At 65.6% G+C, this 20946-nt stretch carries 24 protein-coding genes; 16 read left to right on the top strand and 8 right to left on the bottom strand.

Going from position 1 to position 20946, the window contains the following annotated elements:
- Nucleotides 1–35 precede the first annotated feature (35 nt).
- Nucleotides 36–443: a hypothetical protein gene (locus PHP91_RS07360; protein ID WP_300139103.1), complete on the bottom strand. Its 408-nt coding sequence runs from the start codon at nucleotides 441–443 to the stop codon at nucleotides 36–38.
- A complete protein-coding gene (locus tag PHP91_RS07355; RefSeq protein WP_300139100.1) occupies nucleotides 440–1717 on the bottom strand; it encodes a terminase family protein in 1278 nt (425 codons plus the stop codon). The genes PHP91_RS07360 and PHP91_RS07355 overlap by 4 nt, the downstream gene beginning before the upstream one ends.
- Before the next feature lie 53 nt (nucleotides 1718–1770).
- On the opposite strand from PHP91_RS07355, the gene PHP91_RS07350 reads away from it, so the two are divergent.
- A complete protein-coding gene (locus tag PHP91_RS07350; RefSeq protein ID WP_300139097.1) occupies nucleotides 1771–2853 on the top strand; it encodes a tetratricopeptide repeat protein in 1083 nt (360 codons plus the stop codon).
- 2 nt (nucleotides 2854–2855) lie between these two features.
- Here the strand turns inward: PHP91_RS07350 and PHP91_RS07345 are convergent, their stop codons facing one another.
- Complete coding sequence (locus PHP91_RS07345) at nucleotides 2856–3071, bottom strand: hypothetical protein (RefSeq protein WP_300139094.1); 216 nt, start codon at nucleotides 3069–3071, stop codon at nucleotides 2856–2858.
- A complete protein-coding gene (locus PHP91_RS07340; RefSeq protein ID WP_300139091.1) occupies nucleotides 3068–3472 on the bottom strand; it encodes a hypothetical protein in 405 nt (134 codons plus the stop codon). The genes PHP91_RS07345 and PHP91_RS07340 overlap by 4 nt, the downstream gene beginning before the upstream one ends.
- Nucleotides 3473–3741: 269 nt before the next feature.
- Here PHP91_RS07340 and PHP91_RS07335 point away from each other — a divergent pair, with 269 nt between their 5' ends.
- The 6 genes from PHP91_RS07335 to PHP91_RS07310 all read left to right on the top strand — a co-directional run bounded on the left by PHP91_RS07335 (nucleotide 3742) and on the right by PHP91_RS07310 (nucleotide 10554).
- Nucleotides 3742–5730 (top strand): methyl-accepting chemotaxis protein, encoded by a 1989-nt coding sequence (locus tag PHP91_RS07335; RefSeq protein WP_300139088.1) that lies wholly within the window; start codon nucleotides 3742–3744, stop codon nucleotides 5728–5730.
- An 88-nt stretch (nucleotides 5731–5818) separates the two neighbouring features.
- Nucleotides 5819–6514, top strand: a complete 696-nt coding sequence (locus PHP91_RS07330) for an Mbeg1-like protein (RefSeq protein WP_300139085.1) — start codon at nucleotides 5819–5821, stop codon at nucleotides 6512–6514.
- Between the two features lies 1 nt (nucleotide 6515).
- Nucleotides 6516–7574, top strand: coding sequence for a hypothetical protein (locus PHP91_RS07325; protein WP_300139082.1), 1059 nt, complete (start codon nucleotides 6516–6518; stop codon nucleotides 7572–7574).
- Between the two features lie 137 nt (nucleotides 7575–7711).
- A complete protein-coding gene (locus tag PHP91_RS07320) occupies nucleotides 7712–8284 on the top strand; it encodes a flavin reductase family protein (RefSeq protein WP_300139079.1) in 573 nt (190 codons plus the stop codon).
- A 7-nt stretch (nucleotides 8285–8291) separates the two neighbouring features.
- Nucleotides 8292–9668 carry an NlpC/P60 family N-terminal domain-containing protein gene (locus PHP91_RS07315; protein ID WP_300139076.1) on the top strand — a complete coding sequence of 459 codons (1377 nt, stop codon included), beginning with the start codon at nucleotides 8292–8294 and terminating at the stop codon, nucleotides 9666–9668.
- 109 nt (nucleotides 9669–9777) lie between these two features.
- The gene (locus PHP91_RS07310; RefSeq protein WP_300139073.1) at nucleotides 9778–10554 is read left to right on the top strand and encodes a hypothetical protein; all 777 of its coding nucleotides are present in this window, start codon (nucleotides 9778–9780) and stop codon (nucleotides 10552–10554) included.
- 41 nt (nucleotides 10555–10595) lie between these two features.
- Here PHP91_RS07310 and PHP91_RS07305 read toward each other — a convergent pair whose 3' ends face one another.
- Both PHP91_RS07305 and PHP91_RS07300 read right to left on the bottom strand, forming a co-directional pair.
- A complete protein-coding gene (locus PHP91_RS07305; RefSeq protein WP_300139071.1) occupies nucleotides 10596–10802 on the bottom strand; it encodes a helix-turn-helix domain-containing protein in 207 nt (68 codons plus the stop codon).
- The gene (locus PHP91_RS07300) at nucleotides 10781–11215 is read right to left on the bottom strand and encodes a DUF5675 family protein (protein WP_300139068.1); all 435 of its coding nucleotides are present in this window, start codon (nucleotides 11213–11215) and stop codon (nucleotides 10781–10783) included. Before PHP91_RS07300 ends, PHP91_RS07305 begins: the two co-directional genes overlap by 22 nt.
- Before the next feature lie 151 nt (nucleotides 11216–11366).
- On the opposite strand from PHP91_RS07300, the gene PHP91_RS07295 reads away from it, so the two are divergent.
- The 9 genes from PHP91_RS07295 to PHP91_RS07255 all read left to right on the top strand — a co-directional run bounded on the left by PHP91_RS07295 (nucleotide 11367) and on the right by PHP91_RS07255 (nucleotide 17439).
- Nucleotides 11367–12104 (top strand): S24/S26 family peptidase, encoded by a 738-nt coding sequence (locus PHP91_RS07295; protein ID WP_300139065.1) that lies wholly within the window; start codon nucleotides 11367–11369, stop codon nucleotides 12102–12104.
- 33 nt (nucleotides 12105–12137) lie between these two features.
- Nucleotides 12138–13106 (top strand): HEAT repeat domain-containing protein, encoded by a 969-nt coding sequence (locus tag PHP91_RS07290; protein WP_300139062.1) that lies wholly within the window; start codon nucleotides 12138–12140, stop codon nucleotides 13104–13106.
- A gap of 177 nt (nucleotides 13107–13283) precedes the next feature.
- A complete protein-coding gene (locus tag PHP91_RS07285; RefSeq protein ID WP_300139059.1) occupies nucleotides 13284–13685 on the top strand; it encodes a hypothetical protein in 402 nt (133 codons plus the stop codon).
- 305 nt (nucleotides 13686–13990) lie between these two features.
- Nucleotides 13991–14176, top strand: coding sequence for a hypothetical protein (locus PHP91_RS07280; RefSeq protein ID WP_300139056.1), 186 nt, complete (start codon nucleotides 13991–13993; stop codon nucleotides 14174–14176).
- Nucleotides 14177–14353: 177 nt separating this feature from the next.
- Nucleotides 14354–15283, top strand: coding sequence for an RHS repeat-associated core domain-containing protein (locus tag PHP91_RS07275; protein ID WP_300139053.1), 930 nt, complete (start codon nucleotides 14354–14356; stop codon nucleotides 15281–15283).
- A gap of 52 nt (nucleotides 15284–15335) precedes the next feature.
- Nucleotides 15336–15686, top strand: coding sequence for a hypothetical protein (locus tag PHP91_RS07270; RefSeq protein WP_300139047.1), 351 nt, complete (start codon nucleotides 15336–15338; stop codon nucleotides 15684–15686).
- An 18-nt stretch (nucleotides 15687–15704) separates the two neighbouring features.
- On the top strand, nucleotides 15705–16337 hold the full coding sequence (locus PHP91_RS07265; protein WP_300139050.1) for an RHS repeat-associated core domain-containing protein: 633 nt from the start codon (nucleotides 15705–15707) through the stop codon (nucleotides 16335–16337).
- A 52-nt stretch (nucleotides 16338–16389) separates the two neighbouring features.
- Entirely contained in the window at nucleotides 16390–16740 is a 351-nt protein-coding gene (locus tag PHP91_RS07260) for a hypothetical protein (protein WP_300139047.1), read from the top strand.
- An 18-nt stretch (nucleotides 16741–16758) separates the two neighbouring features.
- On the top strand, nucleotides 16759–17439 hold the full coding sequence (locus PHP91_RS07255) for an RHS repeat-associated core domain-containing protein (protein WP_300139044.1): 681 nt from the start codon (nucleotides 16759–16761) through the stop codon (nucleotides 17437–17439).
- Between the two features lie 295 nt (nucleotides 17440–17734).
- On the opposite strand, the gene PHP91_RS07250 is transcribed toward PHP91_RS07255, so the two are convergent.
- Together PHP91_RS07250 and PHP91_RS07245 are read right to left on the bottom strand one after the other, a co-directional pair.
- Complete coding sequence (locus tag PHP91_RS07250; protein ID WP_300139041.1) at nucleotides 17735–19072, bottom strand: histone deacetylase; 1338 nt, start codon at nucleotides 19070–19072, stop codon at nucleotides 17735–17737.
- 3 nt (nucleotides 19073–19075) lie between these two features.
- Complete coding sequence (locus PHP91_RS07245; protein ID WP_300139038.1) at nucleotides 19076–20776, bottom strand: hydantoinase/oxoprolinase family protein; 1701 nt, start codon at nucleotides 20774–20776, stop codon at nucleotides 19076–19078.
- Between the last annotated feature and the right edge of the window lie 170 nt (nucleotides 20777–20946).

The following is a 20946-nucleotide window of genomic DNA, read 5'->3' as shown; positions in this document are numbered from 1 at the left end:
TTCTCAAGCGCATCGCACAGAACAATGCTCTGATATCACACACCTTCCTCACCCCGGCACGCCGATTGATCGTCTTTTTGCCGTCCCCCCAGGTCCAGGGCCACGGTCTGGAGGACCATGCGCTCCCCGAACCCGAAAAGCCTGGCGAAGCGGAACAGCTCCGGGCTGAACCGGCCCTCCCCGTCGATGCGCACGCCGAGGATGCGCTCCTTGCCCAGGCGCAGGGCCTCGGCCTTGAGCCATTCCAGGTCCTCGCGGACGTGGCGCCGGACCGACGGCCCCCAGCGCCGCAGGGTGAGGTGAAGCTCCAGGTCCCGCCCGCTTTCGGCGATGGCGGCCCAGCCGTAGGGCTCGCCCTGGCAGTGCAGGGCGAGCCAGCGGTAGCGGCCGTCCGGGAAGTGGGCCAGGGCCTCGGGCTTCCCGGTGGTTTCGCGAACGCTCATCTGTTCCTCCCGAAGGGATGGTAGTCGTTGTCGGCCGTGGCCGGGCGCGGACCGGTCCCGGGCTGGCGGAAGCCCACGGCGAAATACCGGAAGGCGTCCACCGCGTGACTGGTCCAGTCGTGCAGGGGGTGGGCCGCGAAGTCGCCCATGCGCTCGTTGAAGGTCCGCCGGTAGTGGCGCAGGGCCTCGATGCCCGGCGCGCACCGCCGCTCGTCGAACCAGCAGGCCGGGAGCAGGGCGCGCACCGCGTTGATGCCGTCCTGGACCGGGATGTTGGGCGCGATGACGAAGCGAATGCCCAGCGACCGCGCGATCTCCAGCCGGGACTTGCCCGTGCCCAGCTCGCGCACGCGGATGTCGTGGGGCGCGATGTGCGAGCCGTACTTGTAGCCGCGCTCGTCCAGGACCCGGGCGTAGTGGTCGAGCCCCATGCCCGTGGCCTCGTAGTAGTCCACCACCGCGTACCGCCCGCCGGGCCTGGCCTGGACGAACCAGATGGCCGTGGAGTCGCTCATGCCCAGGTCCCAGGCCGTGTGGACCGGCAGGGTCCGGTCGGCCGGGACATCGGTGACGCGCCCCTCCTTGTCCGCCTCGCCCATGAGGCTGCCGAAGTACGCGCCCCGGATGGCCGCGGTGAACGAGCACTCGAACTCCTGCTCGTACTCCTCGGGCGACATCTCCCGCGACGCGGCCTTCAGCTCGTCCGGGTCGATGATCCCGGTCTCGGAGGCGCGGTACATGGCCGTGAACCAGTCCGGATCGGCCCGGCCGCTCTCCCAGATGCGCCACAGCGCGTTCTTGCCCTGGGGCGTGCCGATGAACAGGGCCCAGCCCAGCCGGTCGGACAGGGCTGGCCGGATGACCTCGGTCCAGACCCGGTAGGGCATCTGGGCAACCTCGTCGAAGACCACGCCGTCCAGGTACATGCCGCGCAGCGAGTCCGGGTTCTCCGCCCCGAAGAGACGGATGCGCGCGCCGTTGGCGAAGTCCGCCCGCAGCTCGGTCTCGTTGAACTTCGCGTCGCACGCGTCCGTGCCCAGGCCGCAGTAGCGCTTGAGCTCGTCCCAGACCACGGTCTTGGCCTGTTTGTAGAGCGGAGCGATGTAGGCCCCGCGCCAGTCGGGCAGTTTGGTTTCCCTGGCCGCCCGGATCAGCCGGTTCACCGACAGCACGGTCTTGCCGAACCGGCGGTGACATACCAGGACCGAAAACCGGGCCATCCCGGCCTCTATTTCGGCCTGGTGTTTCCTTGGTATGTAGAGTTCGCTTGTCACTTCATTTTATTCCTTTTGTTGACGGGTCGGACCTCCGGGGGTATCCTGGTGCCATGAGCAAGACCGCCCCGATTGTTTGTCTGTGCCTCCTGCTCGCCCTGGCCGGGTGCCTGGGCTCCGCCAAGACGCCCGCGGGCGCGCGGCCGGGCCTCGCCGCACAGGACCTGGAGCAGCAGAAGCGCGAAGCCATGGCCGCCGACGCCCTGGACAAGGCCGTGCAGCTCTACCACGACGGCGAATACCTGGACGACGAAGCCGCCCTCTCCTACCTCGACGAGGCGGTGGAGCTGGACCCGAACCTGGCGGCCGCCCGTTACCAGCGGGCGCTCCTGCTCATGGAGAAAAACCGCTGGGACGAGGCCCAGACCGACATCGACAGGGTCCTCAGGCTCGACCCGAACCACATCAAGGGCCGGTTCACGCGAGGGCTGATCCGGTATCACAACGGCGACTACGCCGACGCGGTGGCGGACTTCTCCCGCGTGCTGGAGCAGGACGACACCATCTCCGAGGCCTATGCCTACCGGGGCGGCTGCTACAACCGGACCCGACGCTACGAGGATGCCGTGGCCGACTTCGGCCGCGCCCTTGCCCTCAATCCGGCCAACCGCGACGCGTACTACGGCCGGGGCATGGCCCAGGCCGCCCTGGGCCGGGACCCGGAGGCCGTCCACGACCTGACCCAGGCCCTGAGCCTGGACTCCCAGTCCGTGGACCTGCTCCTGGCCAGGGGCTCGCTCTACATGCGCATGTCCAAGTACGCGGAGGCGGCGTCCGACTTCCGGCGCGCCTCGGAGTTCTCCCCCACGGACTCGACCTTTCCGGCCCTGCTGGCCAACGCGCTGGCCGGGACCGAGGACTATGCCGGAGCCGCGGCCGCAGCCGCCAAGGCGCTGACCCTGGCCAAGGCCGAGGGGGACGCCAAGGCCCAGGCCGCCTATGCCGACATGATCCGGGACTACAGGGCCAAGGCCGCAGCCGCAGCCAAGAGCCCCAAGCCCAAACCGACCGCGTCCGCGCCCGCCAAGCCCGAGCCCAAACCCGCGCCCCCCGCCGGGGAGCCCGGGCCGGACGCCCCCGGACCGGCTGGCGGGGACGAAGGGCGCCGGCCGCCTCCTCCGCCCGCCCGGCCCTAGGCTCAGCGCCCGAACGCGTCCATGACCAGCCGGGCGCCCATGCCCGCCATGCCGACCACGCATCCCCAGACCATCCGCTCCAGGGAGCGGATTTTCACGTCGTGGCCCACGCAGCTCCGCGCCTCGTTGATCTCGCGGATGTCCTCCTGGATGGCCTTGACGCGCTCGTCGATGCGCACCAGCATGTCGTGCAGGTCCTCGCGGTCCAGGGCGCTCATCGAGGTCCTCCGGCCGCATCCCTGAGCCCCCGGATGGCCGAGGGCAGGTAGTCGCCGATCTTCTTCACCCCGAGCACGGCCGCCACCACCCAGAAGGTGATCTGGAGAAACCAGTCGGGCAGGTTCTCCCAGGCACGGATGACCTCCGCCGCCCCCTCGGGGTCCACGCCGCTCCAGATGAAGAAACCGATCCAGGCGAAGAAGAGCACGTCGTCCTTCCAGCCCGCGTTCTCCAACTGCTTCATCTCCCACTCGTGGTTGAACTCGCTGTCGCTCTGCGCGAGCCGCATTCGGTTCTCCATGACCGCCTTCTTCAGCTCCTGCTTCTGCCGCATGTGGCCCGTGACGCCCTCCACCACCGTGGTCAGGAATCCGGCCATCGCTCCGATTATAGCCAACATTTGATTATTCCTTCATTATTCCGCTTTCGCGGGCTGTCCCCTCCAGGCGTGGGCGCAGTATACCCCCGGTTTTCGGCCCAGGGGAAAACGGCAGCGAGAGGGGGCAAAACGGGTAAAAAAAGGGGTACATGGCAGCTTGACAGGGGCCGGCAGGGACGCCGCCGGGGCGGAGAATATAATTGTACCAAGCTGCCTGATTGGACAGGATGCCTGCCTAGGGGAAGGAAAGGCGACGCCCGGAAGGCGCCGAGGCGACCATGGAGGATGTCATGCGTTGGAAGGATTGCAGGCTCTGCGTCAAATTCGGCATAGGGTTCGGATCGGTGCTGTTGCTGCTGGTCGCACTGGGCGGCTGGTCCATCATGGGCATCAAGGGCATCGTGGGCAACGCGCGCGAGGTCATCGAGGGCAACAGGCTCAGGGGCAATTTCACCCAACGGGTGGTGGACCACCTCAAATGGGCGGAGAAGGTCAACGAGCTGCTGACCGACACGCACGTCAACACCCTGACCGTCCAGACGGACCCCCGCCAATGCGCCTTCGGCAAATGGTATTACAGCGACGCCCGCACCAGGGCCGAAACGCTGGTCCCCGCCATCAAGCCGCTGCTGGCCGAAATCGAGAAATTTCACAATGATCTGCACGCCTCCGCCGTGACCATCGGCCAGGAGTACGCCCCGGCAGACGTGGCCCTGGGCGGCTTCCTGCGCGACAAGAAGCTCGATCATCTGATCTGGATAGGCAAGGTCAAGGACGCCCTCCTCGCCCCGGACGCGCGCACCACGGGCGTCCAGGCCGACCCGCACCAGTGCGGCCTGGGCAAATGGCTATACTCCGACGACACCAGGGGGCGCATGGAGGCCGACCCCGAGTTCGCCACCAAGGTCCGCGCCATTTACGAGCCCCACGCGGCCCTGCACGCGTCCGCCCTGGTCATCGACCGCGAACTCGCCGCCGACCGGGACGCGGCCGTCATGACCTTCGAGGGCGACACCAATCCCCTGGCCGAGCGCACCCTGTCGGCCATCGACGGCGTCATCGCCCTCAACGACGGACGGCAGGAGGGCTTTGACACGGCCCGCCACACCTACGCCACCGTGACCATGCCCGCCCTGAACAAGGTGCAGAAAATCCTCAATGAAATCATGGCGCAGATCACCACGCACATCATGACCGACCAGCAGATGCTCCACTCGGCCTCCACCACCCTGGCCTGGGTGGTCGCCTTCGCCATCGCCGCCATCCTCGTCGGCTCCCTGCTCGCCTGGATCATCGCCCGGGGCATCATCGGCCCGCTCAGGAAGGGCATGGAATTCGCCCAGACCGTGTCCACCGGCGACCTGACCGCCTCGGTGGACCTGAGCCAGTCGGACGAAGTGGGCCAGCTCGCCGCCTCCCTGACCTCCATGGCCGACGCCCTGGGCAAGGTGGTGGGCGACGTGAATTCGGCCACGGACGTGGTTTCCTCCGGGTCCGAGGAACTCTCCGCCTCGTCCCAGGGCCTCTCGCAGTCCGTCACCGAGCAGGCCGCCGCCATCGAACAGGTCTCCGCCTCCATGGAGGAGATGGCCGCGGGCATCCGCACCAACGCGGACAACGCCCGCCTGACCGAGGATATCGCCGCGGCGGCGGCAAAGGGCGCGGGCGACAGCGGCCAGGCCGTGAGCGAGGCCGTACACGCCCTCAAGTCCATCGCCGAACGCATCACCATCATCCAGGACATCGCGCGCCAGACCAACCTCCTCGCCCTGAACGCGGCCATCGAGGCCGCCCGCGCGGGCGAGCACGGCAAGGGCTTCGCCGTGGTGGCCGCCGAGGTGCGCCAACTGGCCGAACGCTCCGGCAAGGCCGCCGAGGAGATCGGCGAGATTTCGGACCAGTCCGTGGCCGTGGCCGACCGCGCGGGCAAGATGCTCGACGAACTGGTGCCGCAGATCAGCCGGACCGCCGAACTGGTCCAGGAAATCACCGCCGCCTGCCTGGAGCAGGACAAGGGCATCGCCGAGATATCCTCGGCCGTGGGCCAGCTCGACTCCGTCATCCAGACCAACGCCTCGGCATCCGAGGAAATGGCCTCCACCGCAGAGGAGCTCTCCGGCCAGGCCCAGCTCCTGGCCCAGGCCATGACCTTTTTCAAGGTCGGCCAGGGCGCGCCCGCCCGGCGGGCCCGGCCCCGGCAGGAAGCCCTGCCCGCCGGGAAGCCCCGAAGCACGATCAAACCCATCGGCGACAACGGCGCGGAGTTCGAGCGGTTCTGACCAACCGGACCGCGCCCGGCCCCGCGGCCGGGCCGGACCGTTTGCCTCGGGCCGGGACACGGGCTACACTGCCCGGCAAGGAGTTCCCATGTCCCGAACCATCCTCCCGCTGCTCATCGCCGCCGCGCTCCTGGCCCTGCCCCGGAACGCGACGGCCGTTTCCTTCGAAAAGGCCCTCGTCCACCCGGACCGCTCGGCCAAATACCTGATCTACCTGCACGGGGCCGCCGTCGAGACCCAGGGCAAGAACGCCTCCAGCCCGCGCTACGGCGTCTACCGCTATGACGACATCGTCAAATACTTCGAGGACCGGGACCTGACCGTCATCGAAGAGGTGCGCGGCCAGGTGAATCCCCACCGCTACGCGGACCGCGTGGCCGCGGAAGTGCGCGGGCTCATGGCCAAGGGCGTCCCGGCCGCCAACATCACCGTGGCCGGATTCTCCAAGGGCGGCCACATCGCCCTGCTCGCCGCCTCCAGCCTGAACCTGCCCGACGCGCGCTTCGCCATCCTGGCCGGATGCGGCCGGGGCCTGACCGCCGCCCCCTACCAGCAGTTCCTCAAGCACAAACGCGGCGCGCGCCTCGCCGGTCACATCCTCTCGGTATACGCCGTCGGCGACCTGGAGGCGGGCTCCTGCGCCCAGGCCTGCGGCCAGCACCGGGGGCCGGGCCTGCGCTTCAACGAACTTCCCCTGCGCAGCAACCGGGGCCACGGCCTCTTCTACGTCCCCCTGCCCCAATGGGCCGAACCCGTGGCCGCCTTCGCACTGGGCGGCGACTAACATGCTCCCCCTGGAAGCCCCCCTCACCCCGGACCCGGCCTGGACCGCCTTCCTCGCCGCCCGCGCCCACGCCCTGGACGCCCTGCACCTCGGCCCCGGCCACCCAGCCCTTTCCGACGCACGGCGCCGCACGGCACACACCGGCCAGGCCGCCGTCCACGCCGCCATCAACGCCCTGCCCGACACCGACGTCTTCCTCCTGCTCAACGCCCGCCTGCACGCGCCCGACGCCTACCTCTCCCCCTCCGCCCTCAACACCATCGCCGACGCCCTGGACCAGTTCGCCGAACACCCCAACGTGCGCGGTCTCGTCTTCGCCGACCCCTACCTCCTCCAGGCCCTGTCCGACGCACGGCCCGCCACCGCCCGCCGCCTGGAAGCCGTGCCCAGCGTCAACGCGCGCCTCGACTCCGCCCCCGCCGCCCTGGCCGTGCTCGCCCTCATCGACGCCACCGCCTTCAAACCGCCCTCCCGCCTGGTCCTCGACCGCGCCCTCAACCGCGACATGGCCCGCCTCGCCGAGACCTCCGCCGCCCTGCGCGCCGCCCGCCCCGGCCTCAAGCTCCTGCTCATCGCCAACGAAGGCTGCCTGCTCCACTGCCCCTTCAAGCCCGCCCACGACGCCCACATCGCCCTGGCCAACACCCGCCTCTGCCCGGACCGCACCTTCGCCATGAACCGCGACCTCGGCTGCCTCCGCCGCTTCCTCGACAACCCCGCCGCCGTCCTCGCCTCCCCCTTCATCCGGCCCGAAGACGCCGACCGGTACGCCCCGCACGTCGACGCCCTCAAACTCTGCGGACGCAACCTCGGCGCGCCCTTCCTTCAACAGGCCCTCGCCGCCTACCTGGCCGAATCCCACCCCGGCAACCTCCTCCAACTCCTCGATACCCTGAGCGACCTCGCTCCACACCTCCACGTCCCCGCCAACGCCCTGCCCCCCGACTTCATCGACCACGTCACCACCTGCGACAAGAACTGCAGCGCCTGCCAATGGTGCGCCCAGGTCATGGCCCGCATCGCCGTGCGACGCGATCCGGGACTGGAGAGGCTGCGGTAGCGAGAGGCAGGCATGGGAAATGCCTCCGGAGGCATTCCCCGCCCCCCTTCTCCGGCGAACCATCCGGGGCCGTTTCTTTTTCGGCGTGATTGCCGTAGGCTGTGCGTCATGGAACAACTATTCAAGGAGAGCGTGTCATGAAGAAGTCGCTTGGCGCCAAGACGTTGGCGCAGCCCGCCCCGGTGTGGGCCATTTCCGCATATGACGAGAACGGCAAGCCCAACGCGATGATTGCGGCGTGGGGCGGCATTTGCAGTTCCCAGCCGCCGTGCATGACCGTTTCGGTTCGTCCGTCGCGGCACACGTATGCGGGCATCTTGAAGAACAAGGCGTTCACGATTTCGGTGTGCCCGGAGTGGCTGGCGGCCGAGTCCGACTATCTGGGCATGGTGTCGGGCCGCAAGGTGGACAAGTTCTCCGCCACCGGGCTGACGACGGTGGCGAGCGACGTTGTGCAGGCCCCGTACATCGACGAATTCCCGCTCATTGTGGAATGCGAGCTGATCCACTCCTACGAGTTGGGCGCGCACACCATGCTGGTGGGCGAGATCAAGGACGTGAAGTGCGACGAGGACAAGCTGGCGGACGGCAATCCCGATCCGGAGAAGGTCCGGCCGCTGATTTTTGCGCCCGGCAGCCGGGGCTATTACGGCCTGGGCCAACTGGTGGGCAAGGGTTTCGACATCGGCAAGAAGTTCATGAAGGAGTAGTCCGTTGATGCGCAGGCCGTCCGTGCGCCCGTTCCGCCTGGCCGGGTCGCTTGTGGTTGTCGGTTGCCTGTTCGTACTGGCCGCCTGTGCGGCGCGCACGGACGGGCCGGTGGGGGACCTGGTCGAGCTGCCCCAGGACGCCGGGGCGTATCACGGCTTGGCTCCGGACGCGCCCCTGTTGGGTGCGGACGTGCAGCAGGGGGCCTACGCCCGGTTCCTGGCCGCGCACTTCGCGCCCTGGGAGCGCAGCCGTCCGGTGACCACGGTGCAGGACGCGTTCTGGGGGCTGGACCGGTTTTCGGGCAAGGTCCTGTACGGCGAGAACACGCTGGCGCGCGATCCGGGGTGGCTTGCCCGCATGCGCGCGGCCTCGCGGATGGACGACTATCCTTCGATGAGCCGCCGGGCCGTGGCCGTGACCGACACGGGAATGCGCGCCCTGCCGTCGTCCGAGCCCGTGTTCTATCAGTGGGGCACGCCGGGCGAGGGGTACCCCTTCGACTACATGCAGAATTCCCTGGTCCTGGCCGGGACGCCGCTTTATGCCGACCATTTGAGCGCGGACGGACAGTGGGTGCTGGTGGAGTCGCGCTACACCTATGGCTGGGTGCCGGTGCGCGACGTGGCCTGGGTGGACGACGCCTTTGCCGAGGCCTATCGCACCGGAGTGTATGCGGCCGTGACCCGCGACCGCGAGCCGGTGCGCGACGAGGACGGCCGGTTCCTGTTCGACGGCGAGGTGGGCATGGTCCTGCCGGTGCTGGAGGCGGGAACGGAGGGATTGGTGGTGGCCGCCCCGGCGCGGGACGACCGGGGGAACGCGGTGCTGCACCGCGCCCGGCTGGGACGGGACGTCGCCGCGATCATGCCGCTGGCGCCGACCCCGGCCAACTTCGCGCGGCTGGCCAACGCCATGCTCGGACGCCCCTACGGCTGGGGCGGGCTGTACGGCGACCGCGACTGCTCGGCCCTGACCATGGACCTGATGGCGCCGTTCGGCATCTTCCTGCCGCGCAACTCCAGCCAGCAGGCCAGGGCGGGCGTGGCCATTCCCCTGGAGGGCCTGACGCGCGCGGTCAAGAAGCAAATTATCCTCGATTACGCCACCCCGTTTTTGACCCTGGTGCGCAAGCCCGGCCACATCATGCTCTACATCGGCCGACATGACGGCCGGCCCGTGGTCCTGCACGCCCTGTGGGGGCTCAGGACGGGCAGCAAGGGGGCCTATGGGCGCAAGGTCGTGGGCGGGGCGGTTATCACCACCCTGGAGCCCGGCCTGGAGCGGTCCGACCTGGCCCGGCCCGGCGGCATCCTGCTGGAGACCGTGGGGTCCATCGTGGTCCTGCCCGGTCCGGGGCCCGCGCCGTCAAAACCCCGGCCCTGAGCCCGGCCCCGCGCGGCCGGAGCGTGCCGGGCGTTTCGCAGCCCCCTCGATTTCCGGCGCAATCGCGTCCGGGCACGGGGAATGCAAAGCGCAGGACATGCTAAGCGCCGTGCGCCGAAACTGCCTGGGCCTCCTGGCCCTGCCCCTGCTGTCGGGCTGCCTGCTCATCAACGCCTTCCTTGGCGTGGCCGGGCTGGTGGGCACTGGCCCCATCCAGTACGCCTCCTCGGCCTATTCCGTGGGCGAATACGCCTACCAGTACGCGGTGAACGACAAGACCCCGGACGAGGTCATCGAGGAAAATCTGGCGATCTTCATCGGCCCGTTCGACGACCCGGACGCGTCGGCCGAGGCCACGCGACTGGCTTCGGCCGTCTCGGGCGGGAATGCAAAGACGACAGAAACGGCACTTGGGACTGAACCGCCGGGCTCCATGCCGACACCGATCAAAGCGCCGACTGCCGAAACAGCGGCTTCAGCACCTGCCGGACCGCCGCATCCGGCCATTGTCCCGGCACCGGCGGCCCCCCCGATTGTTTTGGCCGGACGCGCCGCGCCCCGGCGGATTGTCGCGACCCGCGCCGCGCCCGGACGATCGGGCCGGCCGACAGCCCCGGAGTCCGCCCCCCCGCCGTCCCGGACCGCCATCGCCCGGCCCGTCCCGGCGGACATCGCCCCGGCGGCCGGGAAGGCCGACCCGGTCCTGGCCCGCATCCAACGGCTGGAGCGCTGCCTGGCCGAGGCGGAACGCATCTCCCTGGCGCGCCCCGAGGGCGGCCTGCTCCTGCCCGCGGCCACGGACGACGCCGGACGGACCGTCCCGGAAATAAGCGGGGGCTGGTCCATCCGGCATCCGGTCATGTCCTTCGGCCCGGATGCGGGCTGAGCCCGTCCGGGCGCGGCGGGGACCGATCCCGCCGCGAGGCCTTATCCCATGTAATCGCCTATGTGCTTGTCCCGCTGCTGGCGCACCCAGCGGCGCAGGTCGTCTGGCAGGGCGCGCCAGGTCCCCCGGGTCTCCCGCTTCCACGCGGGCAGCCCGTGCTCGCGCACCAGCTCGTGCATGTGCCGGGGGTTCTCCCCCACCGCCTCGCAGATCTCGCGCGCTCCCTTCAGGCAGAAACCGTCGGACATACGTCGCCTCCGTCCAGGTCGCGAACGACCAGCCCCAGGAAATCGCAGTCCCGGCACCGATCCAGGAACCGGGCCACGGTGTCGGCCGAGCGCAGGACGCCCCGTTTGCCCGCCACGCTGCCATACTCGCGGCCCAGGAGCACGCAGCCCCGCGTGTCGGACGCCACGTTGCCCGCGTGCAGCAGGATGTGGCTGCGGCCGGGCACGCCCTCCACCTCGAAGCTCGGACCGAAATGCGGGGAATCCACCCTGCGGCAGCAGTAGCTCCCGGCCGGGATGCACGACACGTCCGGCAGGTTGCCCCGGTCCGGCGGCTCCAGGGTGACGCAGAAGACGCGGCCGTCCAGCCGCAGGACCCCGAAGGTGCCCTCCTCGCCCTTTTCCACTCGGATGAGCTCCATTGTCTCAACCATACGCTCCTCCATGATGCCGAAGTGTCGGCAACGAACCGCTTCATAGACATATGACTATACAATAGTCAACAATTATTGTCATCTTACTTTAGACATTTGTCAAAATCCGTGTATAACCATCCTTAACTCCAAGCTTTCAAAGGAGCGGACAATGGGTTTCACCGACGACGTGCGCCGGGCGCTTAACGAACGCATCGGCCGGGGCAAGCGCTACCCCAACAACAAGCGCATGGCGGACGAACTGGGCATCGACCCCTCGCAGCTCGGTCGGTTTCTGAAACGGGAGCGCGGCCTCAACGCCGACTCCCTGGGCCAGATCCTGGACCGGCTGGGAGCCAGCGTCACCTTTGGCGACGACCCGGCCGAGGCGAGCCGCGAGGTGCGCTTCTGCCCGCCAGGGGAAGCCGGGGGGGGGCCGGAGCTGCGGCCCGACGACTACCTGGCCGTGCCCCTGGCCGACCCGATACTGGCCGCCGGGCAGGGCTCTGTGCCCGAGGACCGGGTCAAGGGCTGGGTGCTGGTCTGGCGTCACCAGGAACCCCTGCGTTTCCGCACCAACCTCGTGGGTGTGGAGCTCGGCAAGGCCGAGACCGCCATGGCCCCCACCCTGCACCCCGGCGACATCGTCCTCGTGGACCGCGACGACCGCGACCCCGCGCCCGCGGGGCGAACCATGCTCGTGCGCGAGCCCGGCCCGGAGGGCGCGACCCTGGTCCGCCGCGTGGCCACCCGGCGCGTCGAGGGCGACCTGGAACTCATCTTCTATTCCGACAACAGCCGCGAATTCCCGCCCGCCACCTATCGCCTGCAACGCGACTACGGCGGCGACATAGCCCGCGCCATCGGCGGCAACGTGGCCTGGGCCTGGAGCGACATGGGGCTTAAGTAGCCATATGTCACAAACTCTATTTTGAGGTTAGCTATGAGACACTTCTTGTTGTTGGGCAACATGCTGCTCCTCCTGGCCGCCCTGACCCCGGCCCCGGCCCTCGCCTTCGACGCGCCGGCCCAACCGGCCACAGCCGAAATCGCCGCCCGCCTGGGCGGACCGGACCCGGCGGCCCGCCAGGCCGCCGCCGCCGAACTGCGCCAGCTTGGCCAGGCCCCCCTGGCCGCCCTGCTCGACCGGCTGCACAACGGCTCCCCCGCCGAACGCCGGGGCAGCGCCGTCGGCCTCGCCCTGCTGCCCATGCCCGGCTACGCCGCCGACGGCCTGCTCGCCGCCCTCGCCGACCCCGAACCCGCCGTGCGCGGACTGGCCGCCCACGCCCTGGCCGTCATCGGCGCGCCCGCCGCCCGCCAGGCCGCCGCCCTCCTCGCCTCGGCCGAGGAACCCGTGCGCACCGGCGCGGCCTACACTCTCATGCTCATGCAAGGCCAGGCCGTCCCCGCCCTGGCCGACCTCCTCGCCACCCCGGACCCCACCCTGCGCGCCAAGGCCGCCTGGCTCCTCGGCCGGCTCGGCCCCCTGGCCATGCCCGCCATGCCCGCCCTTGTCCGCGCCCTGGACTGCCCGGACGTCCGCGCCATGCACGTCATCGCCGAAGCCATCGACCTCGTCGGCCCCAATCCGGCCCTCCTCCTCTTCCATACCCTCCAGATCGGCCAGCACGGGAACCACCCCGTCGCCCGGCTCGGACTCGACGCCATCCCCACCCTCGTCCGGATGCTCACCCGACCCGGCACCCTCACCGGCCAGGCCGCCTTCCGCGCCCTCGCCTCCCTCGGCCCCGACGCCGCCCCCGCCCTCGAACGGGCCGTCGCCTCCGGCTCGCCCGGACAACGCGTCGCCGCAGCGCTCCTCCTGGTCGAAATCAACCCCGACCACGTCACCCGGCTGCCCGACGACATCCGGGAAACCCTCGCCGGAGCCGGAACCGGACGCGAATAGCGCGCACACGGGGAAGAATGTCACCTGCGGCCCTCCAGAAACGGAGGTCGAAGAAGTGGGGAGGGTGTCGCCTGGTGGCGCACAGGGCATCCGGCATTGACCCGGACAGGTCCGCCGGGTTACCCGGTGTGGATGGCCCGGTTCGGGCCGCACCGAGCAAATCAGCAAGGAGACGGCATGTCCAAACTCATTTATGGCCTTTTGACCGCGGATTTGATCGTGGACCGCGATTCGGGCAGCACTTCTTACATCCGCACCGTGGAGCACGCGGTGGTGCCGGAGCTTCCGGCGGTGTTGCCGCCCATCTTTTTCGCCAGCCTGTGGGACCTGGAGGGGGCGAAGAGCCAGCCGTTCACGGTTTCGTTGCGCCTGGTCGGTCCGGGCGGCAAGTCCGTCACCCTGGGCGTGCAGGAAGTGACGCCGGGTGAGACGCTGCTGCACAAGATGAACTTCCAGTTGCCCGGCCTGCGGGTCGAGACCGAGGGTCGGCACACGGTGGTGGCGGCGGTGAAGGACGGCGACGACTGGATGCCCGTTGCCGAGCTGCCGCTTTTCGTGTTTTTGGCCGCCAAGGCCTGACCGTTTTCTTCGGTTTTTTTTGCAAGGCGCTCCGGACCGTCGGGTTCGGGGCGCTTTTTCGTCTGCGCCCGCCGGCCGGGAAAAACGGCAACCCCCTGTGGAGAATGCGCTATTCCCCAAGCTGGCAAACAAGGATTGCAGGACCAAAAACTATTAATATTATTTGAGCATTTTTACAAAGTAAAATAGGGTATTACGTACTAAATTCGTCAAATTTTCCTGGACTTCTCCACAGGTTTTCCATAGCTTCGCTACGTTGACTTGATAAATATAGAATATTCGACATATCTGCCACGAGGAATGGGATGCACGGTCTTTTTCTGTTGTTGCCGACCAAGGGGAAGCGGCTGCCCACCAGCCGGGAATTGCGGGCGGCGGGGTTTGTCGTGTCCACGGCCATGGCGACCGAGGCCGATCAGGCCGTGGCGCTGGATTCGGGGAGCTTTCCGCAGCCGCCCGAGCAGGACGCGCAGGACCGCAAAAGCGACTAGGCGGGGTCCGCGCAACATGCCGTCAAGCGCCCAAGTCATACCATTTTTACCCGTTTTGCCGCTTCTCATTGCCGTTTTCCCCTGGGCCGAAAACCGGGGTTATGCTCGCCGGGATTTCCGGGGATGGCTCCCGAAAACAAAACCAGAGGAGCATAAGCAAATGCAAGAGCCGTATCATTGCGGCTTGAGGCGCGGCCCGGATGGCCGCATCGTGGAGAAAACCGAAACCGTGGCGGGCAGTACACGCTCTACGAATATGGCCCGGACTACCGGCTCCTGAAGGCCGAGAAGCGCGGAACCGGCGAGGTCTTCGAGTTCACCCACGACGACCAGGGCCACCGGGCGGTCAAGTATTGCAACGGCCGGGCCGTGGAGGCCTACCGCTGGCTCGACCTTCTGCGCCTTGACGGCTTTCACGACGGTCAGTCCGGCTACCGCTTCGCCTACCGCGACGGTGAGCGCACGCCCTACGCCATGCGGAGCGAGGACGGGGCCGTGGCCTCCCTCTTCTACGATCAGGTAGGCTCCCTTCGCGTGGTTGCCAATGTTGACGGCGAGGTGATAAAGGAGGTTCTGTACGACCCCTTCGGCGGAATCATCGAGGACACCAACCCCGGCCTCCGCATCCCCATCGGCTTCGCCGGAGGGCTGCACGACCGCGACCTGGGCTTCGTGAGGTTCGGCTGGCGCGACTACGACACCTTCACCGACAGGTGGACCGCCCCGGACCCGCTCGGCGACAAGGGCGGCGACCCGGATTGGTATGGCTACTGCTTTGATGACCCGGTCAATGGGAATGATCCGCTGGGGCTATGGACGAACGAATATGGCGAGAAGATTCCCAAAGGGCGTATCATTACCGAGTATGTTCCTGGCTGGGATATGTTTTTTGGAGGAATTGGAACAAGCAAAAAAGTTAAACAACAGCTTCGTGCCCAAAAGAATGAATATATAGATGAAAATGATTGGAAAATGAGAAATGAACTAGATAATGAAGCAAATAATTATAACGCGCTTAAAGGGATTTACGATACTATGACGACAAATGAGGATAGGGAAATATACGAAAAACGCATAAATAAAGCAAAAGAACGAATTGGGAAGTAAGATAACATTACAGGAGCAGGTAAATTCCTGCTCCTGTAAATGGAGGTTTAATATGTCATTTAAAAAGGAAAAGTTACAACGAATACAATTGATGGCGCTGATTTTTGCTGTATTTGCATTCATGGTGCCATCAATATATGCATTAATAAATGCATGGATCAGATCAACGGCAACCATTCCAATAGACTATTTGTGTATTATTGCCATGTTTACTTTAATCAGCTTTACAGCTTTGCGCGGATGGCTGATTCCATTCTATGTGTTGATTATAACTATGGCTGGATTGGGTGTGGCGCTGCTTGTTGAGTATGGTGCATATCGGTATCAATCGATTGTTGGATTTATATGGATATTTTTTTCATTGTTTGTTTTCTTCGTAAAGATGATGTCCAGGCGGTCATAGTATCTGTTGTGCGCTGCCTTGAACGGCTTTCGGGCATCCAATGTGTGGATTGCGGTATTCCCTCGTAACGCATTACTGAGGGAAGTTTTTTTCCGGGGCGGTCATGTTTTTCTGCCCGTTGAGCCCTTTGACGACATTTCCCGGAAGCCGGGTTTCGGCCCCCTCCGCTTCCCCATCGGCTTCGCCGGAGGGTTGCACGACCGCGATCTGGGGTTCGTAAGGTTCGGCTGGCGCGACTACGACACCTTCACCGACAGGTGGACCGCCCCGGACCCGCTCGGCGACAAGGGCGGCGACCCGGATTGGTATGGCTACTGCTTTGATGACCCGGTCAATGGGAATGATCCGCTGGGGCTATGGACGAACGAATATGGCGAGAAGATTCCCAAAGGGCGTATCATTACCGAGTATGTTCCTGGCTGGGATATGTTTTTTGGAGGAATTGGAACAAGCAAAAAAGTTAAACAACAGCTTCGTGCCCAAAAGAATGAATATATAGATGAAAATGATTGGAAAATGAGAAATGAACTAGATAATGAAGCAAATAATTATAACGCGCTTAAAGGGATTTACGATACTATGACGACAAATGAGGATAGGGAAATATACGAAAAACGCATAAATAAAGCAAAAGAACGAATTGGGAAGTAAGATAACATTACAGGAGCAGGTAAATTCCTGCTCCTGTAAATGGAGGTTTAATATGTCATTTAAAAAGGAAAAGTTACAACGAATACAATTGATGGCGCTGATTTTTGCTGTATTTGCATTCATGGTGCCATCAATATATGCATTAATAAATGCATGGATCAGATCAACGGCAACCATTCCAATAGACTATTTGTGTATTATTGCCATGTTTACTTTAATCAGCTTTACAGCTTTGCGCGGATGGCTGATTCCATTCTATGTGTTGATTATAACTATGGCTGGATTGGGTGTGGCGCTGCTTGTTGAGTATGGTGCATATCGGTATCAATCGATTGTTGGATTTATATGGATATTTTTTTCATTGTTTGTTTTCTTCGTAAAGATGATGTCCAGGCGGTCATAGTATCTGTTGTGCGCTGCCTTGAACGGCTTTCGGGCATCCAATGTGTGGATTGCGGTATTCCCTCGTAACGCATTACTGAGGGAAGTTTTTTTCCGGGGCGGTCATGTTTTTCTGCCCGTTGAGCCCTTTGACGACATTTCCCGGAAGCCGGGTTTCGGCCCCCTCCGCATCCCCATCGGCTTCGCCGGAGGGTTGCACGACCGCGATCTGGGGTTCGTAAGGTTCGGCTGGCGGGACTACGACACGTTTACCGACAGGTGGACCGCGCCCGACCCGTTGGGCGACAAGGGCGGCGATCCGGATTGGTATGGCTACTGCTTTGATGACCCGGTCAATGGGAATGATCCGCTAGGGCTTTTTGCTGGTATGCTTGCGCCGCTTATTCAGCAGGCCGCAGAGGGATCCGCTGATTTTATGCGAAACTACGGTGACATGGAGGAAGCGAACACTATCGGCGCCGACAAGTATTTCCACTGCAAGGCCAATTATGAAGCCTCACAACACGGGCCTGGAGGCAAGGCGGCGGCTTGGGGACTCAGTGAACTGCAAGAATTGTTCGGTCAAATGAAAGGCGATCCTATATCCGGCAAAGAAGCGGATCAGAGAGCAAACCGGACCGGGCGGAACGCCTCGCATTTAAATTCCTGTGGAGAGGCATGTGACAAATACAGACCGTCATCCCTCGATAAACGGTGGTAAAAAGTTCATCCTGATCGGGATTGCCATTTGCGCAATCGCAATAACAGTTGCGCTCTCCTGGACATGGATTGAAAGGCAAGTCCTGATTGATACTTGTCTCGACCGGGGCGGGAAATGGGATTACGATGCAAACAAATGCATTGGATCAGAAGATGGCTCCTAAAGAGATGCCCCCGGAACCATTGGGTCCCGGGGGTTTTCGTTATTCCTCGGCGTAGTTGAAGACAAGTTCGAACGACAAGGCCGACGCGCGGCATCCCGCGCGTCGGCCCTTTCATTTTCTTGCCGCCGCCCGCTAGAAGCCGAAGCGGAGGTACTCCTTGTCCAGCCGGTTGATGAACTGGACATAGCGGTAGTTGCTGCCCTTGAGCTGGGCCTCCTCCACCAGTTGATATCCCCTGGCGCGGCAGTCCGGGCAGGCGTCGGGCGGGACCTCCACCCCCAGGCAGAGGGGGCCGGAGTCGGCGCGGGTCTCGACCTTGCGCAGCCCCCGGCACTTCTTGCACAGGTGCACGCTCTCCTGCTGGGTCTCGCTGATGCCGTCGGTGTCGTAGTAAATCTGCCGGTTGCGCAGGTACTTGTCGCCCGAGATCACGCCCAGGCGCGGGTCCCCGCCCGGCTTGAGGGGCGGCGGGTTGAAGTAGAGCGCGGGCAACTGGCGGCAGAGCTCCTCGATGTATTCGCCCGTCCGCTTGTCCTGGCGAATCTGCTCCGGGTTGTAGTTGGGCTCGCGGATGTGGGAGTAGTCCACCCCGGCCATGGACAGGCACAGCCCGAGGTTGACGTAGGGCAGCGCGCCCTGGATGGAGTAGCCGCCCTCCAGCACCGCGATGTCCGGGTGGATCATCTCGCTTAGCCGCGCATACCCCTGGGCCGAGAAGTTCATGTTGGTGATGGGGTCGGTGAAGTGGTTGTCCTGGCCCGCCGAGTTGATGACCAGGTCGGGCTTGAAGTCCTCCAGGATGGGCAGGACCACGCGCTCGATGGCCATCAGGAATCCCTCGTCCGAGGTGTTGGGCGGCAGCGGGATGTTCAGGGTGCGGCCGCGCGCGTTCGGCCCGCCCAGCTCGTTGGGGAACCCGGAGCCGGGGTACAGGGTGCGGCCGTCCTGGTGGATGGAGATGAACAGGGTGTCCGGGTCGTGCCAGTAGACGTCCTGGGTGCCGTCGCCGTGGTGGCAGTCGGTGTCCACGATGGCCACGCGCTTGTGGCCGTATTTCTCGCGGATGTGCTCGATCATCACGGCTTCGATGTTGATGTTGCAGAACCCGCGCGAGCCGTGGACCACCTTCATGGCGTGGTGGCCCGGCGGCCGGACCATGGCGAAGGCGCACTCGCGCTCGCCGGTCATGACCAGGTCGCCCGCCTTCATGGCCCCGCCCGCCGAGATCAGGTGCGAGCGCGTGGCCACGGCGCTGACCTCGGGGAAGCAGAAATGGACGCGCTCCACGTCCTCCTCGGCGGCCACGTCGGGCTTGTATTCGCCCACGCCCTCGATGTCGAAGATGCCTTCCTCGCGCAATTGGTCCTGGGTGTAGAGCAGCCGCTCCTGGCGCTCGGGGTGGGTGGGCGAGATGGCCCAGTCGAAGGCCGGGAAAAAGATGATCCCGAGTTTGCGGTTGGCTTTGAGCATGGCCTATCTCCCCCCCAGGGTGGCGACCACGCCCGGCCGCACCTGGCATTTGACCCGGATGTTGCGCCCCACCTGGTCCATGCCCTCCACCATGTTGAAGCTGGAAGCGTGGGTGATCTGCGCGTCCTCGGCCGCAAGCGGCACGCCCATGGAGTCGAGGTGCATGATGAGCTGGTTGACCGCGTCGTTTTTCGCGTCCTTCAGATCGTAGCCGGAGGGCACGTTCTCGCGGTAGGAGAGGGACGGGATGAACAGGACGTGGCGCTGAGTGTCGGCGAAGAGCTCCAGCTCCCAGGTGGTCCGGGTCAGGGCCGCGCCGATGGCGTTGGCCACGCCGAAGTGGGCGGGCACCTCGGTGGAGAGCTGGAAGCGCTGGAAGATCGGCATCTTCATGGCCTCGGCCGGGCCGCCCATGAGGTAGATCTTCTTGGGCACCACCCGCTTGTCCTCCACCAGTTCGTGGATGGTGTAGACCGGCTTGGAGTTGATCTCCTCCACCAGCTCGCGCGTGGCCTGGAAGATGGTCTTGGCGGCCGCGTCCACGGCCGTCCGGGCCAGGTCCCCGGCGTCCAGGCCGCTATTGCCCGCCAGCTCCTCCACGGCCCGGCGCGAGGCCGCCACGTCGCCCACGGCGCAGCCGCCGGTGACGTTGAGGGCGTCGGTCAGGGCCATGCGCTCCCCGCCCAGGCAGACGGGCGGGCCCAGCCGGTTCGGCCCCACACGGACCTCGCCGCCGGACACGGTCACGGCCGAGTCGCCGCCCACGCCGATGGACAGGACCTTGAGCGCCGAGACCGAAGTCGGGTGCGAGCCGATGTGGATGCCCTCGCGCTCGATGAGCGGCGCGCCGTCGGCGAAGACCGCGATGTCCGTGGTGGTGCCGCCGATGTCCAGGATGATGGAGTCGTGAAAGATGTCGGTCAGCGCGATGATGCCCATGACCGAGGCGGCCGGGCCGGAAAAGATGGACTGCACCGGCAGGCTGCGCGACTGCGGCAGCGGCATGGTCCCGCCGTCCGCCTTGAGCATGTTGACCCGGACGTGGCCCAGGCCCATGGCCGCGAGCGACTTTTCCACGGCCGTGGCGAACTCGTTGTATATGCGCCAGACCGCGCAGTTGTAATAGGCCGTGGCCACCCGGCGCGGAAAGTTCAGGGCCGCGCCCAGCCGGTGCCCCAGGGTGACGAAGTCGGCGTGCTCGCAGCCGCCTCCCTCGCGGCCCTGGCAGACGGTGCGGCGGATCATGTTCTCGTGGCGCGGGTTGCGCGTGGAGAACTTGCTCACCGCCGCGAAGACCCGGACGCCGTGCCCGCGGCAGGCGTCCACGGCCTCGGCCAACTGGCGCGAGGACAGGGCCCGCACTTCGTTGCCCCGGTGGTCGATGGAGCCGTCGATGACGTGGTAGTCCCGGCAGATCATGAAGCTGTGCGGGTCGATGCCCGGCCCGGACGAGACGATGACGCCCACGTCCTCGGTCTTGCCCTGGACAATGGCGTTGGTGGAAAGCGTGGTGGAGAGATTGAGCTGGCGCACCTTGGCCCGGTCCACCTTGCCGAGCAGGTCCTCCAGCGCGCCGGTGACCGAAAAGAGCAGGTCGTCGTGGCGGGTGGGCACCTTGCAGGACGCCACCACCTCCGCCCCGGCGGTCGTGTCCACGGCCACCCCGTCCGTGTGGGTCCCGCCCACGTCTATTCCTAGCAGCATGACGACTCCGGATTTTTGCAATTGCAAGGGAGAATTACCACCTTGCGCAGCGGGTCGCAACAGGCAATCCGGTGAACGGCGGCTATCCGGCGGGGAACGGTCGGCCCCCCGGTGCGCGAAAAAGAAAAAGCCGCATCCCGGAGGACGCGGCTCACGCGCTTGCCCGCTCC

It is taken from the genome of Pseudodesulfovibrio sp. (assembly GCF_028692895.1).
Taxonomy (GTDB): Bacteria; Desulfobacterota; Desulfovibrionia; order Desulfovibrionales; family Desulfovibrionaceae; genus Pseudodesulfovibrio.
This window is presented reverse-complemented; position numbering and strand designations above follow the sequence as displayed.

Excerpts from the sequence above, each read along its gene's own strand:
- PHP91_RS07345 (WP_300139094.1), bottom strand. The coding sequence starts at position 3,071 with ATGAGCGCCCTGGACCGCGAGGACCTGCACGACATGCTGGTGCGCATC.
- PHP91_RS07325 (WP_300139082.1), top strand. The coding sequence starts at position 6,516 with ATGCTCCCCCTGGAAGCCCCCCTCACCCCGGACCCGGCCTGGACCGCC.
- PHP91_RS07360 (WP_300139103.1), bottom strand. The coding sequence starts at position 443 with ATGAGCGTTCGCGAAACCACCGGGAAGCCCGAGGCCCTGGCCCACTTC.
- PHP91_RS07280 (WP_300139056.1), top strand. The coding sequence starts at position 13,991 with ATGCACGGTCTTTTTCTGTTGTTGCCGACCAAGGGGAAGCGGCTGCCC.
- PHP91_RS07350 (WP_300139097.1), top strand. The coding sequence starts at position 1,771 with ATGAGCAAGACCGCCCCGATTGTTTGTCTGTGCCTCCTGCTCGCCCTG.
- PHP91_RS07270 (WP_300139047.1), top strand. The coding sequence starts at position 15,336 with ATGTCATTTAAAAAGGAAAAGTTACAACGAATACAATTGATGGCGCTG.
- PHP91_RS07315 (WP_300139076.1), top strand. The coding sequence starts at position 8,292 with ATGCGCAGGCCGTCCGTGCGCCCGTTCCGCCTGGCCGGGTCGCTTGTG.
- PHP91_RS07300 (WP_300139068.1), bottom strand. The coding sequence starts at position 11,215 with ATGGTTGAGACAATGGAGCTCATCCGAGTGGAAAAGGGCGAGGAGGGC.
- PHP91_RS07335 (WP_300139088.1), top strand. The coding sequence starts at position 3,742 with ATGCGTTGGAAGGATTGCAGGCTCTGCGTCAAATTCGGCATAGGGTTC.
- PHP91_RS07320 (WP_300139079.1), top strand. The coding sequence starts at position 7,712 with ATGAAGAAGTCGCTTGGCGCCAAGACGTTGGCGCAGCCCGCCCCGGTG.
- PHP91_RS07245 (WP_300139038.1), bottom strand. The coding sequence starts at position 20,776 with ATGCTGCTAGGAATAGACGTGGGCGGGACCCACACGGACGGGGTGGCC.
- PHP91_RS07305 (WP_300139071.1), bottom strand. The coding sequence starts at position 10,802 with ATGTCCGACGGTTTCTGCCTGAAGGGAGCGCGCGAGATCTGCGAGGCG.
- PHP91_RS07340 (WP_300139091.1), bottom strand. The coding sequence starts at position 3,472 with ATGTTGGCTATAATCGGAGCGATGGCCGGATTCCTGACCACGGTGGTG.
- PHP91_RS07330 (WP_300139085.1), top strand. The coding sequence starts at position 5,819 with ATGTCCCGAACCATCCTCCCGCTGCTCATCGCCGCCGCGCTCCTGGCC.
- PHP91_RS07290 (WP_300139062.1), top strand. The coding sequence starts at position 12,138 with ATGAGACACTTCTTGTTGTTGGGCAACATGCTGCTCCTCCTGGCCGCC.
- PHP91_RS07295 (WP_300139065.1), top strand. The coding sequence starts at position 11,367 with ATGGGTTTCACCGACGACGTGCGCCGGGCGCTTAACGAACGCATCGGC.
- PHP91_RS07250 (WP_300139041.1), bottom strand. The coding sequence starts at position 19,072 with ATGCTCAAAGCCAACCGCAAACTCGGGATCATCTTTTTCCCGGCCTTC.
- PHP91_RS07285 (WP_300139059.1), top strand. The coding sequence starts at position 13,284 with ATGTCCAAACTCATTTATGGCCTTTTGACCGCGGATTTGATCGTGGAC.
- PHP91_RS07260 (WP_300139047.1), top strand. The coding sequence starts at position 16,390 with ATGTCATTTAAAAAGGAAAAGTTACAACGAATACAATTGATGGCGCTG.